We start from the raw sequence: 12,987 nt of genomic DNA, 5'->3' as shown, positions 1-12,987 counted from the left end.
CTATCTGGATTAATTCCAGTTGGAAATTTCTTCTTCGATTAAATCGTCGATTTCTGCATTAATGGCTTCTTCATTGAGGAACAGGCGCGCTTCAGTGATATATTTTTCTCTGTTTTTATTAAAGAAGTCTGAGAATTCAGGTGACCATCCTCCTTCTTTATCACCTTGGAAATCAATCTTTGCATTGTCTTCTGCCATTTCTAGAATCATTGTATCCGCTGTAATAATCCCGCATTTTCGGAAAAATCCCTTTAGATCATGCTTGCGATAGTGGATGGAGATTTTAGAGTCACAAACAGGCTTAAAACGCTGTTTCCATCTCTGAATACAACGCCCATGTAAAGTTTTCATAAGCTATCCTTTGGTTAACTCGCTGAGTTATAGGGTTCTATCTGGATTGCCGAGCACGGTCACTCGGTGTTGGAAGTCGGTGGGGTGATTTAAATCACACAAATAGCACGACCTAGATATATCATTCAAAAGGGAATGTCATCGTCGAAATCCATTGGCGGCTGGCCTTGTGGCTGCCGTGGTGCCTCCAAAAATCCATTCGATTGTTGTCCTGAATAGTGCTGAACGTTTGTTTTGCGCTCGTCTTTATCTTTCAGATTTGCAACCATTTTATCGATAGTGGTAGCGGGTTTACCCTCTACTTTTTCAGCAATGGTCTGGCGAGTATCAGGATAGAACGGGATGCGGATATCCATACCGTAGGTATCATCACCATTATTTTTCGTCCTGAGTATTTTTTGTAATACCAGTCCAACTCGTTTACCCGCGAATTCAGGGGCGATTACATGGCTGGTTGAAATCATATGACTGGTTACCTGACGAACTCCACAGCATCCCATGATGGCCTGCACCATGCTTTGACCAAATGAATTGACTGAACCGTCTTTTTTCTTGCAACAAATGCTCAGATAACTGACCTTTCGCCCGTCATCTGCCTCGCCAGAAAATTCAATAAATTCTGCGCCATGCTGACTCTTAGTTAGTTTTGCCTCACTAATGGTAAGGACATACGCACCACTTTCGTTGATAAAACCACTCTGTCCGGCGTTCATTGCTGATTCTTGGTCATAGGTAAAAATTACGTTGTTCATGCTGCTACCTCATCTGTTGTGCGTGTTTCAATTCCGTAGTACTCGCATATAGCTTCATCTACGGCTTTCAGGTCGTTTTCAATTTCTGAGCTATCAAATAGCCCCATTGGTGATTTAACCGTGTCGAACCCGCTGTTTTGGGTGGTGAAAAGGTATTGTCCATCTTTGACCTGTGTTTTCAGTACGATGGTAAACATGCCTTCGACGGTGATTTTTTCATCTAGCATCCGGCCAATGGTTTTCATCTTCACTTTACCCATCTGCGTTTCTTCCGTGTGAGAGAGGAAATAGATCCGTAAATTGTCTGGCGTTTGCCGTATCGCTGTATCAATTACATTCCATGCGTGAGAGCCAATTTCAGTGAATTTATCGAAGGACTTTTCTTCCGAACGACGCATAAACTCATTTGCCATCAAATATTGAAAATCGTCAATGACGACAATCGACTTTCCATATTTAGCCACTCCCTTGATAACAGCTATGATTTGTTGCCAGCTATCTGTGGAGCAAATAGCGCCAGCAGGGTTGTCTTTATTAAAAGGCGTCCATGCCGCGGAACGAAACGGTAACGGCTTTCTGACTGTTTGGATTAATAACGTTTCTTCCGGTTTGATATTGCGTAAGCTGGTACTTTTCCCTGTGCCAGATTCGCCAAGAATGAGTGTTGCAGTGCCCATGTTAATCTCCTATAAAAAAACCGCCAATTTAGGCGGTCTGTTGGAACGTCATTCGCTTATGAATTTCCCTAACCCGGTCTACATCTCCCTTGCAGTATTCAGCGACAGTAGAGATTTTCCCATCCCGTACAAAATCCCATACCTTACTGCCGTCAATATCTTCTCCAGTCTCAGATCCCTTGAGGGGTAAATCCAGCACACCACAGAGCTTATCCAATGATACAGTTCCGTTATATCCAGCCCATGCAGTCATCGTATCGAATATTGATTTATCCCAATCCCGTGCGCCGAACGGAATAGCGCGAGGTGGTTTCACGCCCAAAACTACTGCTCTCTGGAACAGAAATCGCAAATCAAATGATGTGATGTTATGACCGATAAAACGAGGGGGCATCATTGATGATGGATCGTGTTTTTCTCTGATATAATTGAAAAACTGACTGAGTATATTTTTCTCATCATTGAGATAGCTTTCAGAGTAATATACTGAAACTGGTTCATTATCTACTGCTACACCGATGCAACAAACATGGCCTAACCCACCGTCGAAGCTGGTTTTTTTCCAATTATCCTCACCTACAGTTTCACGATTCTCTGCCATCCATTGATCAATGGATTCTTGCTTTTTGTAGCTGCCCGGAGCTTTGACCTTATCAATAAATTGCTGTTTAACTTGTGGGTTCTGAGATGGAATAGTTTCTATATCTAGGTAAAAATTCATTCTGCCTCCGTTAGGTAAAATCGCCTCTAAAATCCATATCGCTAGCTGACAATCCCTCCCTACCCAACACCTCACTCTGGTATACCAGTTCCCTGTGTTCGGCTATTTGTTCGTCCGTGTATTTGCGTTTTTTCTGCTCTTCCTGAGCAGCATGGGGTTTTTGGTCGAAATGTCTCATGCTGCCTCCTTGCGTTTTGCATCCATGATGTACGCCTCCAGCGCCTCCTCATAATGGTCACGTAACACATCCATGATGTCGCCAAAATCCATTTCTGAGCGGAGGATTATGTCCCGCGGTTTACCCTCTAGCCGCCAATTTTCGTTATCAACGGTGATGGCAATTCCGTTGCGATCTGGCTCACTATAAAAATGACGGTCGTCCAATCTGATTCGTAATCCCATGGTTACCTCCGTAATATTTCATTAGTAGTTTCATGCCGCGATTCCATGCAGCAGAACGGTTTTCACGCACAGCAAACTTCCCCCATGACTGAGCGCGGGTTAAATGTCGTTTGTTCATAATTAATTATCTGGCGATGAGCAGAATAAAAATGACGGCTAGAATTGAGAGAGTGTAATAATAGAAACTATCGGGAATCATTTTGCGGTCAGCGCTATCAACGCCTTGGCGTGCAGTTCGGCGGATTCTCGGTCGAGGTGGATTAGGCCGTTTTGCAACCTGTCTTTATCGTTACCATCCCCATCCCACAAATGGTAATCTGCGTCCGAGGTTCCGTATGTATTTATATCAGGGCAATAATATCTAGTACATTCCTCCAACGGCTCCCTCACTGGCTCTGGAACTTCGATATCCCCGATCTTGATAGTACGGGGTTTTAATCTATAATCAACCTCGGGATGAAATCCAAAATCGTTATCATATTCCAACCAATCATTTCCGTCTCCATATCTGTACTGGAAATACTCCCACGGCTTATCAGTAATATGAGACAATCTGGCGTACTCAGATATTAAATCGGCGTGTATATGTTTAGGCATGGTTATTCTCCTTTAAATTATTTATTTTGATAGTCTCATCCCAGTCTAAGGAATATCCTTTATATCCGGTTGGTGTTATATACATGCCGTCAGGAGGCAACATATGTAATTTTCCTGTTCTTTCCATCCTGCAATCATAAGCGCCATTATTAAATATTTCCTCTACTACTCCTTCATCATCATTAAGCAGGATAACTTTATCCCCAACTTTAAGTTGCGGATAATGGTCTCTTTCAAGTTCTTTCTTTAGTTTATTTAATTCATCCTCCGATATATAATGAACATCTGGGATGTTTGGTATGCTTTGAAACATGAACATTATTTATCCTCCAGTGGCATAGCTCCGTCCTCTGGATAATCAGTACAATAAATTCCTAATTGCTCTATATAAATCCCACCGTCAACCTGAATTGCTAAATTATCGCCGATGGTAAATTCCTGCTCAATTTCACTTCGTTACTGCCATTCGATATCAATTTTATTGTTAGCGTAAATTCGGCCATTATTATTTTCCTATATTCAGGTAATAAAAAGCCCCGCATTGGCGAGGCTGGTGACTTAATAATTGAATCCCATTATATTAAGGATTAAAAATATTAATGCTGTTAATGTTGGTGGAATTAACAATCCTGCCGATATTATTGAAAATAATATTTTCACGACTGTTTTTTTAACTACTTTAAGTGCTAGAAAGCCAAAAAGCAATCCCGCTGGAATAAAAATAAATCCAAGGTGGTATGATATTCCCATATATATAATTATATAAAATTCTATTGGATTTAAATCCATAATCCCCTCATGAATCCATTGTCGAATCCATGAATATATCAGAGTAACTCACCACAGCCCACTCAGAAATGAGCTGTAATTAGTTAATTCATTACTGCCCATTCTCGGGATTTTTTACGATTATGCCACGCTAATTTAGTGTACAGACGATAACCATCTGAACCACGACCATATGACGCAGCCAGAGAGCGGTTATAATTCATTTCATTGTGACATTCGATTGAAAATCTCATTGGTGTAGTCATATTCATACCCTCAGAATTAATATTGTTTATTTGGAATGAGCTGTAATTAGTTTTATTTGATGAAACAAACTTTGACGTAGCACATTGGATATGATGTTAAATTATTTTCAATAACGCATCTTTCCGCTTCCTCCATCGAGTCGAACACATCGGCGAACTTGATATTCTCTGTCGGTACACCTTTGTAATACTCCAATTTTCCAGCTAACACATGAAATAATTTTTTCATATTCATACCCTCAGAATTAATATTGTTTATTAGGATTAGACCCCTAGCACTTGCTTTATGCGGGTTGGCGATTCTTTATGCGTTTCCAAAACCATGTCACAAAAATCGCGTTGTGCGATGTAATATTCGAGCATGTATTTATCCATCAATTCAGGGTCATGAGCCACGGTACGAGGATTGATGCCACGTTCGGTCAAATACAAAATGAACTCGTTGATTTTGTTTTCCATCACACCCTCGCTGTCACCCCACCCGACTCCAGTCTACGGCGGGTTTTGGTTTTGGTTGAATACAGGGCTACGTCACTCATGCAGCAAGAGCCGCTGTTGTCGCTCACATGCTTCTTAAGTCCCACAATAAGACGAGCGTACAATTCATTTTCATCAACGTTTTTGACGACTGAATCTATAATTTTTTCCACCGAGCGAGATTGAAATTTTGACTCCAGCTCCTGACTTTTCTTTGCCAAGAATTTAGCCCGGCGCTCAAAACGACGAGCGGTATAAGCCGTTTGAACTTTTACTTTAACCGGGGTTTTCTTATCGCTGCCTTTCTTAATGGAAAGGATAGAGCGATCTGTATTAGCCATATTCGCCTCCATAAGTAAGTTTTGGTGGTGTAGTTATTCACCTTATCTTCACTACACCCCAAAACCTACTCAGTGGGGTTGATTCAAGAATGCCTGAATCTTTCCAGATTTTTAAAAGAGCGGTACTTCTGAAACTTGGTATTACTGATTATCGAATCATCCAGTCATTCATATGCCACTGGCGGCTACTTCGTGGGCGTCCTGCCTGTTCGATGATTAGAATATACAAGTATTACTTTATAAAAACAAGTATTACTTGTCTTTACGGGTAAGGAAAATGCCAGAGTTCTTTATATTCTCTTGTTTTTAAAGCAGATTAATTTTTATTAATTGTTGTAAATGTGAGCAAGATGGCGTTTGAATGGGAAGTTTTGGGGATAAAATGGAAAGCCACCATAATGGTGGCTATTATGATTATTGGGTTTTCTTTCTAAAATTATCGTTATTTTTTACGAATTCAAACGCATCAAGGATGATGCCTGTAATCCTCAAAATATCTTCTGGGGCTTCTATAAATATTCGTGAATTGTTGGCTGATAGCCCAGCTCTATTGACTTCATTCAATAGTATATCAGTGAGTTCAATTGGGATCTGGATATAGGATTTGTTCTTCTTATCAAAGTATCTCACTAACCATCTGTTTGATTTTCCTTGATAAAGAACACCAAAATAAGATTCTGTATCCTTGTATTGCAAATCACCGTCGTCTCCGACGATTGACTTCACTCTTTCAAATAACGTTAGCTCATTTTTAGTAGTGATGATGTTGGGATTGTCTGGATCGACTATGTCTTCAAACTCTTTCGGGCTTTCTTGATGTACTATTTCCTCTTGAGTTCCATCAATTGGGGTGAATTTATTCGAAAGACCGGAAACTACCATTGCACTAACAGACTTTTCGACAGCCTGCTTCACTAACGGTGTGATTGATTCAATGAAGCGTTGATTTAATTGGCGCTCAACATTAGAGCGACTGGCAACATATCGTACAAATTCACTATCAATATCCCTCAAACTAGCACTGATTGTTTTAGTAAATGCGGATAGATAAACGCTTTCTTCTGCTAGCGTCCTTAGCGCCTCTGGTTTGAATTTATCGTGTCTAAAGCGGAAAAGTTGGCTAGCGTCCGCATCACTAACCTCATCCATTTTAATACGCAAAAACGGCGCAGGATCCATGACATTTTTTTGTTTTAAATCAGTAAAGAAGCGCCACTCCAATCCATTTGTAATGGCCGATATGGTAACTTCTGGAGTCGAGTTAAAGTATCTGGACAATTGAGGGCAATGGTTATCCAGCTTCTCGCTGTATCCTTTTGCCTCGATAAACATCACGGGAACCCCTTGGCAAAATAAGGCATAATCAACGCGCTCATTTGCCTTAACACCAGGGAAATCAGCTCCGTATTCTGCTTTAACCTTTTGCGGATCATACGGGCTAAATCCAAGAATATCCAAAAAAGGCAGTATTAGTGCCTGCTTAGTTGTTTCTTCTGTGGTGCAGTGTTGACCTACGTTATTAACGTGATCAACATGATGCTTTATCTTTATCTTAAAGTTGTCCATTCCATAACCTCAGTAATTTAAAACTTCAGCAATCTAAAACGGAATACCAGAACATTTTCCCGATGATGTTCACTTGATTTTCATCTGCAATCTCATCTTCGTACTCATCACGGTTATAACTTCTGATAAGAATTTTTCCTTTCGGACGCCTGTACAGACATTTAAGGCGCTTCAACCCATCCTGTTCAATTGCATATACTTTTCCATCAATAATTCTCTTATTAGATACATCAATTGCTATTGCCGTACCATCTGGAATCACTGGTTCCATGCTATCTCCCTTTGCAGGGAAACAAATGATCGTGGAGCCATCAGTTTGTGCACCAATTCTTCTTAAGGTTGCTTTAGAAAATCTTAACTTAAAGCCGTTATAATCCACACCAATACACCTGCCATTACCACATGCTAATTCAATATCTTTTAAGAAAGGTACTTCTACTTCATCGCCATCTAATTGTGTATTGCTGTCCCATGGCGCAATGGTTGTCCATTCGTTCTCTGGTGGAATTTGGTTCACATCTTTTTTAGGAGTTTCACCAAACAAAAGCCAATTAACATCAACATCAAGGATAGATGCCAATGCTGTTAGCCTTGACTTTCTTGGTTCTGTGCTTGACTCCCATTGCTGTACAGATTGTGGAGTAACGCCAAGCATATCTGCCAGTTCAGCCTGAGTTATTTTTTTTGCAAGTCGAGCTTGCTTGATTCTTTCGTGCATCGTTTTCATACCTCAAATATACAAGCGAGGCTTTTATTTTCAAAGCAAGTAAAACTTTACTTTTTAAAGTATCTCTTGTATTTTGTTTTATAACTATTCGTGAAGAAGGAAAATTCATATGAGTGTACTGGAAACGACGATTAGAAAAGCTGGAGGTGTTCCAGCACTAGCCAGAATACTAAACGTCAGGGATCAAGCCATTCGGCAATGGATTAAAAAAGGGTATATACCTCCTGCAAGATACGCGCAAATTCATGAGCAGCTTGGTATCCCTTTGACTGAATTAATTAAAAACAAGTAATACCCTCGCTCTTTAACAAGTCCCGAATTCTCAGATTCTGGACGCACTGGAACGCTCTAGGCACTCTTGGAGCAACCAACCCAATATCTTTGGGTAGGTTAAAGCATAACTAGCCCACAATTATTGGGCAATTTACCCCTATCTCTATGACCATCATCTATCTCAGGACAGTTGATACTTTAGAGGTCGCGGAAAACTTTTACGTGACCATCCATCATCTATCTCATGATAGTTGATATTTTCGCTCGTTTATTAAACAAAATTAATCAAATTTCACTTTAGGACATTTTACGAATGGAACACGCAAGTTACAGCAAATTATTCAGAGACAAGGAAAGTGAACTGATCAACAAACTCGTTCTAAAAGGCTCGCGGAATGTAGCCCGAATAATTGGCGTCCATGAATCACAAATCACCCGCTGGCAGCGTCCTCAGAAAATCGATGACATGAGCTTCATTGAGAAAATGGCCCGCTTTCTGATCGCTATTGAATATGACTCGCCAGACACAAACGTGGTGATAAACAGGGAGGATGCAGAGAAGTTGATAGCAGCACTGGAATATATCCGATACCCCAAAAGAAAAACCCCAACTGTTGTAGCAGTTGAGGCTTCTGAAATGCAACTTGAGATGTCGATTTAACGACTGAGGGGCAGTATGCAAGTCCCCCTCAAAACAACATTTCACAGAGGTAATTATACATGAAAAATGAATTTAATGATAGGGAGGTCGCATTATGAATACAGCGGAGGTTTATCAATTCCCTGTCCGGCAGGAGATATACAAAGTGGCCGATGTTGATAATGGATTCACTCGGCTGGCTAATGAACTACTTGAAGCAATTATGTTGGCTGGATTATCGCAGCATCAATTATTGGTGTTTATGGCAGTTTCCAGAAAAACGTATGGCTATAACAAAAGTATGGATTGGATTAGCAATGAACAAATGTCCAAATTAACAGGGATATTACCTCATAAGTGTTCAGCGGCTAAGAGTGAGTTGGTTAAACGGAATATTCTAATAACTAATGGAAGGCAGGTAGGAATTAATAAAAACATCTCTGAATGGGAGGATAAAAATAAAGTTTACCCGAAAAAGGTAAATTTACCCGAATCAGGTAAGGAATGTTTACCCGAAAAAGGTAAAAGCGATTACCCGAATCAGGTAAACACAAAAGACAATATTACAAAAGACAAGAAAGACAATAATACCCCTATATCCCCTTTGCCTAAAAAAAGTCCCAAACCTAAATTCGACGTCAATCAGGTTCAATTACCTGAATGGTTAGATCCTGATGTATGGAAAAATTGGTTGGAATATCGCTCGGCAATCAGAAAACCAATTAAAACATTCCAAACGTTTAACGGACAAATAAACCTCCTGAAGGAGTGTCATGACGCAGGCTATAGTCCGTCTGAGGTTATTAATCCCAGCATTGCCAATGGTTGGACAGGATTATTCCGGCCTAAACATTCACCCAAAACACGATCAATCAATCGCATTGCTCAGCCAGTACGTACAGAGCAATTCATTTCGGAGGATTTCTAATGAGCGTGACAGAGACACTGGCTCGATTTCGCCGGATGATGCCTGAGCATATCCGGCCTAAATTCGCGAACGCTGAGGAACTGATGGCATGGCAACGTGAACAGGGCGAGATTGACTCAAAGCGCATTGCCGAAGAAAACCGAGTTAACCGACTGAATAGGATTATGGGGCGTTCTGGTATCAGCCCGTTACACCAGAATTGCACGTTTGATAACTACGTCGCTACTACCCCTGAACAGCAACAGGCGCTGGCAAAATCGCGTCGGTATGCTGAGAGTTTTGGTAACTCATTCGGCGGATTTATTTTCAGTGGTAACCCCGGTACGGGGAAAAATCACCTCGCGGCAGCCATTGGCAATCACATCATCCAGAATGGTAACAGCATCCTGATAGCTACTCTGCCTGATTTGATGATGCGAGTACGGGAGACCTACCAAAAAGACACGAAAATCAGTGAGTCAGCCTTGGTTGATGATTTATGTGCTGTCGATTTGCTGGTGCTCGATGATGTCGGTGTACAGCGCAATAACCTGAATGAGGATTTAATCATTTTTCAGGTGGTGGATCGGCGTCTGGCAAACAAAAAACCTGTTGGTGTGTTAACAAATTTAGATATTGAGCAACTGACCACCGTTTTAGGTGAGCGGGTTATTGATCGTCTCAGAATGGGCACACCCACCGTCATTAATTTCAATTGGCAAAGTTACCGCCGTAAAGTTAAATAAATCCCACCATAAGGACTTTTGAAATGAGACTATCTGAATTACAACAACAAATTCACCAACAAAATGTTGAAGCAGGCTGGTGGGATAACCCACGTGAGAAAGGCACATTACTGTGTTTAATTCACTCAGAAATCAGCGAGGCAATGGAGGGAGAGCGTAAAAATTTGATGGATGATCATCTCATTCATCGCCGCATGGCTGAGGTCGAATTGGCCGATGCAGTGATTCGAATTTTAGATTATGCAGAGGCATTTGGTTATGACATCGAGGGCGCGATTGCTGAAAAACTCGAATACAACAGGCATCGGGCAGACCATAAACGAGAGAATCGCGCCAAGACTGGCGGTAAGGCATTTTGAGATGAGATATTACAAACAATATCCTGTGATGCTGGAGCATTATTTAGATAATCCGACGTGGGCTGTAATAGCTGGGTATGACTACACGTTTGGTGATGTGATTTGTTTTCAACTGAATAGATTCTTAGCAACAATAAAATACGTATTCAGCAGAGATGCCTTGGATGATTTTTTGGATTATGAAATCAGGGAACTACCTGACATTCATCGGCTTTTGGACAGCACTCATGCTGATTATGGGGATAGCGTTAGGGGGATAGGATGAAGCAAAAAACCTACCGTAGTAAAAAATGGTTGACCGCAGTCGGTCAGATTGAATGCTGTGTCCGGTGTGGTAAATATGGTATTCAGGTCGCACACCGGAACGAAGGGAAAGGCATGGGACTAAAGGTTGATGACAGCCTGACAGCGGCCCTATGTCCTGAATGTCACCATGCTATCGATAATGGACTGGACATGAGCAGGGATGAGCGCAGGCATGAGATGGACAGGTCGATTGTGCTGACTATCAAGGAACTGACACGGAGGGGATTAGTTGGCGCACTATGAAAACCTACAATCTAAAATTGCCGTGGCCGCCATCGAATAACACCTACTGGCGACATACCGCACGCTGCCATTACATATCAGAAAAAGGCACAAAATACCGACAGAAAATCATAGAACTCATCAAGCAGCAAAATCTCAACATCAACACCACAGCCCGCATCAAAATCTCAATTACAGCCAATCCCCCAGACAGACGACAGAGAGATCTCGATAACCTGCCCAAAGCAGTTTTCGATTCGCTGACTCATGCCAGTTTCTGGGCGGATGATAGCCAGATTGATGATATGCACATTATGCGCGGTGAACGGGTTGCAGGAGGCTGTTTGGATGTTCAGATATGGGAGCTGGAGTAATGACATTCACAGACCTACCCGCAGCCATTGATGAGGCTAGATGGATGAAAACCAAATCCGGTCATCATCGTTGCATCATACAACAACCCAATGGGGAAATGGTTATTAGGGAAGAGCGAAAATTAATTACAGACATTGTGATGTATTCAACGCGTCACGACAGGGTTCATACAGTATTGCCGGGGGTGAGATGAGGAATATTAACAGCTACAGGCATGTAGCCGACGCGCCAAGGAAATCATACCTAGGCAAGTCTCGCAGGTTAACGCCAGCACAAGAGCGATGGGTCAAAGCGATATTGTTACTATGGGCTGATGAGGTAGGTGGTTCAGCCTATTCTGGAGGATATGGAAGCGGCGGCGATGGCATCTGGCGATTCGTAAGCGGATGGTCAGGAGAGCAGCAAGATAAATTTATGGATGTGTTCGATGCCCTAAGAAAAGCAGGACACAAAGGGGATGAGCTGCTAAAAAAAGCTCACATGATTTTATTTCCCAAACAATCACTCAGCGACATGTTTCAACGCGCCAACGATGTAGATGAAGCTGATTTTGTAGAGAAAGCGATCCTGAAAGCCTTTAGCAAGTCCAACCCCGTATATGTTCTCGCTACTGACTATTATCTTCGCAGAAACACTGTGCAAACTCTCGCAAATTATATGCAGAGTGATATCGCGCCGTGGCTGACCATTAAGCAGTGCATTGATCGGGTGAAATGGTGCATTAGTTTATTTCATGCAAAAGTTTATATGGTGCTACAGGATGAAATGGCTAAGGAGCGCATAAAAAAAGGAATAGAAGTAAAAAATATTTCTGAAATAACTTGAAAATAAGTTATGGAAGTGTATATTTTAGGTATGCTCGGAGCAAGAAGCGAAAGAGCAAGGACACTAGACGCCTATATGATAAAGTTCTATGGGGTGAATGCGGAAATTACCCGTTCCAGCCGACCGCACGCCCAGTAAGGCAGGACCACAATTTAACGCTGCAACAACTGTGTGTTGGTTGCGCCGGATCAGTAACCGGTAACAATTCATAGCCTCGCACTCGCGGGGTTTTTCTATTTCTACCCGTAGTCAACTCTGAGTTGACAACTATTTTATTGAGTTATTTACCAATAACATCAGGGCATCGTTGAATGCCTCGCATTGCGCATCGTAGGCACTTGAATATTCAGCATGAAAAATACTAGACACAACCTCGGCGATGGTTGCGTTACATATCGGTGTGTTTTTATCAAAAAAATGACCAAAAGATCCAATCATATAGCTAAATAAAATATTAGCGCATTTTTTAGCTAAAATATATTTTTGCTAAGAGTTAAATGCGGTTAACCATATGATTTAAATATTTTTTTGTAAAATGATATTGTTTATAGCTAATTTTATTTTTAGCTATAATTTGATGTTTATTTTTCATTAAGCTAAGATGACCTCAACTAATAAAAAGAGGCCACTTTATGAACACAAAAGAAAGAGCACGTAAAGCATCAGCTATGTCCGCTATTATCCTTGGA

General features: G+C 41.3%; 24 protein-coding genes. 10 read left to right on the top strand and 14 right to left on the bottom strand.

From position 1 onward, the window contains the following. Nucleotides 1–9 precede the first annotated feature (9 nt). The 14 genes from AB204_RS12980 to AB204_RS12925 all read right to left on the bottom strand — a co-directional run bounded on the left by AB204_RS12980 (nt 10) and on the right by AB204_RS12925 (nt 7,645). Nucleotides 10–351, bottom strand: coding sequence for a hypothetical protein (locus AB204_RS12980; protein ID WP_047963791.1), 342 nt, complete (start codon nt 349–351; stop codon nt 10–12). Between the two features lie 125 nt (nt 352–476). Beyond that, the gene (locus AB204_RS12975; RefSeq protein ID WP_047963790.1) at nt 477–1,103 is read right to left on the bottom strand and encodes a hypothetical protein; all 627 of its coding nucleotides are present in this window, start codon (nt 1,101–1,103) and stop codon (nt 477–479) included. Beyond that, nucleotides 1,100–1,780 (bottom strand): AAA family ATPase, encoded by a 681-nt coding sequence (locus AB204_RS12970; protein ID WP_047963789.1) that lies wholly within the window; start codon nt 1,778–1,780, stop codon nt 1,100–1,102. The genes AB204_RS12975 and AB204_RS12970 overlap by 4 nt, the downstream gene beginning before the upstream one ends. Nucleotides 1,781–1,808: 28 nt before the next feature. Further along, nucleotides 1,809–2,501, bottom strand: a complete 693-nt coding sequence (locus AB204_RS12965; protein ID WP_047963788.1) for a 3'-5' exonuclease — start codon at nt 2,499–2,501, stop codon at nt 1,809–1,811. A 10-nt stretch (nt 2,502–2,511) separates the two neighbouring features. After that, on the bottom strand, nt 2,512–2,679 hold the full coding sequence (locus AB204_RS23075; protein WP_167336747.1) for a hypothetical protein: 168 nt from the start codon (nt 2,677–2,679) through the stop codon (nt 2,512–2,514). Continuing rightward, nucleotides 2,676–2,903 carry a hypothetical protein gene (locus AB204_RS12960; protein WP_047963787.1) on the bottom strand — a complete coding sequence of 76 codons (228 nt, stop codon included), beginning with the start codon at nt 2,901–2,903 and terminating at the stop codon, nt 2,676–2,678. Before AB204_RS12960 ends, AB204_RS23075 begins: the two co-directional genes overlap by 4 nt. Nucleotides 2,904–3,098: 195 nt before the next feature. Beyond that, complete coding sequence (locus AB204_RS12955; RefSeq protein ID WP_047963786.1) at nt 3,099–3,500, bottom strand: hypothetical protein; 402 nt, start codon at nt 3,498–3,500, stop codon at nt 3,099–3,101. Next, complete coding sequence (locus AB204_RS12950) at nt 3,493–3,819, bottom strand: hypothetical protein (RefSeq protein ID WP_047963785.1); 327 nt, start codon at nt 3,817–3,819, stop codon at nt 3,493–3,495. Before AB204_RS12950 ends, AB204_RS12955 begins: the two co-directional genes overlap by 8 nt. A gap of 239 nt (nt 3,820–4,058) precedes the next feature. After that, complete coding sequence (locus AB204_RS12945; RefSeq protein WP_047963784.1) at nt 4,059–4,289, bottom strand: hypothetical protein; 231 nt, start codon at nt 4,287–4,289, stop codon at nt 4,059–4,061. An 83-nt stretch (nt 4,290–4,372) separates the two neighbouring features. Next, nucleotides 4,373–4,534 carry a hypothetical protein gene (locus tag AB204_RS22805; protein ID WP_161796567.1) on the bottom strand — a complete coding sequence of 54 codons (162 nt, stop codon included), beginning with the start codon at nt 4,532–4,534 and terminating at the stop codon, nt 4,373–4,375. Between the two features lie 264 nt (nt 4,535–4,798). Further along, nucleotides 4,799–4,993 (bottom strand): hypothetical protein, encoded by a 195-nt coding sequence (locus AB204_RS12940; protein WP_047963783.1) that lies wholly within the window; start codon nt 4,991–4,993, stop codon nt 4,799–4,801. Then, the gene (locus tag AB204_RS12935; protein WP_047963782.1) at nt 4,993–5,352 is read right to left on the bottom strand and encodes a transcriptional antitermination N peptide; all 360 of its coding nucleotides are present in this window, start codon (nt 5,350–5,352) and stop codon (nt 4,993–4,995) included. Before AB204_RS12935 ends, AB204_RS12940 begins: the two co-directional genes overlap by 1 nt. A gap of 414 nt (nt 5,353–5,766) precedes the next feature. Continuing rightward, complete coding sequence (locus AB204_RS12930; protein WP_047963781.1) at nt 5,767–6,918, bottom strand: type I restriction endonuclease; 1,152 nt, start codon at nt 6,916–6,918, stop codon at nt 5,767–5,769. A 25-nt stretch (nt 6,919–6,943) separates the two neighbouring features. After that, entirely contained in the window at nt 6,944–7,645 is a 702-nt protein-coding gene (locus AB204_RS12925; protein WP_047963780.1) for an XRE family transcriptional regulator, read from the bottom strand. A 109-nt stretch (nt 7,646–7,754) separates the two neighbouring features. Between AB204_RS12925 and AB204_RS12920 the strand changes: the two genes are divergently transcribed. The 10 genes from AB204_RS12920 (at nt 7,755) to AB204_RS12875 (ending at nt 12,298) form a co-directional block, all read left to right on the top strand. Then, nucleotides 7,755–7,937: a YdaS family helix-turn-helix protein gene (locus AB204_RS12920; RefSeq protein ID WP_047963779.1), complete on the top strand. Its 183-nt coding sequence runs from the start codon at nt 7,755–7,757 to the stop codon at nt 7,935–7,937. A gap of 294 nt (nt 7,938–8,231) precedes the next feature. Then, nucleotides 8,232–8,579, top strand: a complete 348-nt coding sequence (locus AB204_RS12915; protein WP_047963778.1) for a CII family transcriptional regulator — start codon at nt 8,232–8,234, stop codon at nt 8,577–8,579. 91 nt (nt 8,580–8,670) lie between these two features. Then, nucleotides 8,671–9,486, top strand: coding sequence for a replication protein (locus AB204_RS12910; protein ID WP_047963777.1), 816 nt, complete (start codon nt 8,671–8,673; stop codon nt 9,484–9,486). After that, nucleotides 9,486–10,211: an ATP-binding protein gene (locus tag AB204_RS12905; protein ID WP_047963776.1), complete on the top strand. Its 726-nt coding sequence runs from the start codon at nt 9,486–9,488 to the stop codon at nt 10,209–10,211. The genes AB204_RS12910 and AB204_RS12905 overlap by 1 nt, the downstream gene beginning before the upstream one ends. 23 nt (nt 10,212–10,234) lie before the next feature. Then, nucleotides 10,235–10,570, top strand: coding sequence for a nucleoside triphosphate pyrophosphohydrolase family protein (locus tag AB204_RS12900; protein WP_047963775.1), 336 nt, complete (start codon nt 10,235–10,237; stop codon nt 10,568–10,570). A gap of 1 nt (nt 10,571) precedes the next feature. Then, complete coding sequence (locus tag AB204_RS12895) at nt 10,572–10,835, top strand: hypothetical protein (protein WP_047963774.1); 264 nt, start codon at nt 10,572–10,574, stop codon at nt 10,833–10,835. Then, nucleotides 10,832–11,119 (top strand): hypothetical protein, encoded by a 288-nt coding sequence (locus AB204_RS12890; protein ID WP_047963773.1) that lies wholly within the window; start codon nt 10,832–10,834, stop codon nt 11,117–11,119. Before AB204_RS12895 ends, AB204_RS12890 begins: the two co-directional genes overlap by 4 nt. Continuing rightward, nucleotides 11,116–11,472, top strand: coding sequence for a crossover junction endodeoxyribonuclease RusA (gene rusA, locus AB204_RS12885; RefSeq protein WP_047963772.1), 357 nt, complete (start codon nt 11,116–11,118; stop codon nt 11,470–11,472). The genes AB204_RS12890 and rusA overlap by 4 nt, the downstream gene beginning before the upstream one ends. Further along, nucleotides 11,472–11,666, top strand: coding sequence for a hypothetical protein (locus tag AB204_RS12880; RefSeq protein ID WP_047963771.1), 195 nt, complete (start codon nt 11,472–11,474; stop codon nt 11,664–11,666). The genes rusA and AB204_RS12880 overlap by 1 nt, the downstream gene beginning before the upstream one ends. Then, nucleotides 11,663–12,298: a hypothetical protein gene (locus AB204_RS12875; RefSeq protein ID WP_053067907.1), complete on the top strand. Its 636-nt coding sequence runs from the start codon at nt 11,663–11,665 to the stop codon at nt 12,296–12,298. Before AB204_RS12880 ends, AB204_RS12875 begins: the two co-directional genes overlap by 4 nt. Nucleotides 12,299–12,987 lie beyond the last annotated feature (689 nt).

It is taken from the genome of Xenorhabdus khoisanae (assembly GCF_001037465.1).
In the GTDB taxonomy this organism is placed as follows: Bacteria; Pseudomonadota; Gammaproteobacteria; order Enterobacterales; family Enterobacteriaceae; genus Xenorhabdus; species Xenorhabdus khoisanae.
The sequence above is the reverse complement of the archived record's forward strand: the minus strand, read 5'-3'. Positions and strand labels throughout refer to the sequence as shown.

Excerpts from the sequence above, each read along its gene's own strand:
- AB204_RS12880 (WP_047963771.1), top strand. The coding sequence starts at position 11,472 with ATGACATTCACAGACCTACCCGCAGCCATTGATGAGGCTAGATGGATG.
- rusA (WP_047963772.1), top strand. The coding sequence starts at position 11,116 with ATGAAAACCTACAATCTAAAATTGCCGTGGCCGCCATCGAATAACACC.
- AB204_RS22805 (WP_161796567.1), bottom strand. The coding sequence starts at position 4,534 with ATGACTACACCAATGAGATTTTCAATCGAATGTCACAATGAAATGAAT.
- AB204_RS12945 (WP_047963784.1), bottom strand. The coding sequence starts at position 4,289 with ATGGATTTAAATCCAATAGAATTTTATATAATTATATATATGGGAATA.
- AB204_RS12980 (WP_047963791.1), bottom strand. The coding sequence starts at position 351 with ATGAAAACTTTACATGGGCGTTGTATTCAGAGATGGAAACAGCGTTTT.
- AB204_RS12930 (WP_047963781.1), bottom strand. The coding sequence starts at position 6,918 with ATGGACAACTTTAAGATAAAGATAAAGCATCATGTTGATCACGTTAAT.
- AB204_RS12950 (WP_047963785.1), bottom strand. The coding sequence starts at position 3,819 with ATGTTCATGTTTCAAAGCATACCAAACATCCCAGATGTTCATTATATA.
- AB204_RS12900 (WP_047963775.1), top strand. The coding sequence starts at position 10,235 with ATGAGACTATCTGAATTACAACAACAAATTCACCAACAAAATGTTGAA.
- AB204_RS12905 (WP_047963776.1), top strand. The coding sequence starts at position 9,486 with ATGAGCGTGACAGAGACACTGGCTCGATTTCGCCGGATGATGCCTGAG.
- AB204_RS12960 (WP_047963787.1), bottom strand. The coding sequence starts at position 2,903 with ATGGGATTACGAATCAGATTGGACGACCGTCATTTTTATAGTGAGCCA.
- AB204_RS12965 (WP_047963788.1), bottom strand. The coding sequence starts at position 2,501 with ATGAATTTTTACCTAGATATAGAAACTATTCCATCTCAGAACCCACAA.
- AB204_RS12895 (WP_047963774.1), top strand. The coding sequence starts at position 10,572 with ATGAGATATTACAAACAATATCCTGTGATGCTGGAGCATTATTTAGAT.
- AB204_RS12920 (WP_047963779.1), top strand. The coding sequence starts at position 7,755 with ATGAGTGTACTGGAAACGACGATTAGAAAAGCTGGAGGTGTTCCAGCA.
- AB204_RS12875 (WP_053067907.1), top strand. The coding sequence starts at position 11,663 with ATGAGGAATATTAACAGCTACAGGCATGTAGCCGACGCGCCAAGGAAA.
- AB204_RS12925 (WP_047963780.1), bottom strand. The coding sequence starts at position 7,645 with ATGAAAACGATGCACGAAAGAATCAAGCAAGCTCGACTTGCAAAAAAA.
- AB204_RS12915 (WP_047963778.1), top strand. The coding sequence starts at position 8,232 with ATGGAACACGCAAGTTACAGCAAATTATTCAGAGACAAGGAAAGTGAA.
- AB204_RS12970 (WP_047963789.1), bottom strand. The coding sequence starts at position 1,780 with ATGGGCACTGCAACACTCATTCTTGGCGAATCTGGCACAGGGAAAAGT.
- AB204_RS12890 (WP_047963773.1), top strand. The coding sequence starts at position 10,832 with ATGAAGCAAAAAACCTACCGTAGTAAAAAATGGTTGACCGCAGTCGGT.
- AB204_RS23075 (WP_167336747.1), bottom strand. The coding sequence starts at position 2,679 with ATGAGACATTTCGACCAAAAACCCCATGCTGCTCAGGAAGAGCAGAAA.
- AB204_RS12940 (WP_047963783.1), bottom strand. The coding sequence starts at position 4,993 with ATGGAAAACAAAATCAACGAGTTCATTTTGTATTTGACCGAACGTGGC.
- AB204_RS12975 (WP_047963790.1), bottom strand. The coding sequence starts at position 1,103 with ATGAACAACGTAATTTTTACCTATGACCAAGAATCAGCAATGAACGCC.
- AB204_RS12955 (WP_047963786.1), bottom strand. The coding sequence starts at position 3,500 with ATGCCTAAACATATACACGCCGATTTAATATCTGAGTACGCCAGATTG.
- AB204_RS12935 (WP_047963782.1), bottom strand. The coding sequence starts at position 5,352 with ATGGCTAATACAGATCGCTCTATCCTTTCCATTAAGAAAGGCAGCGAT.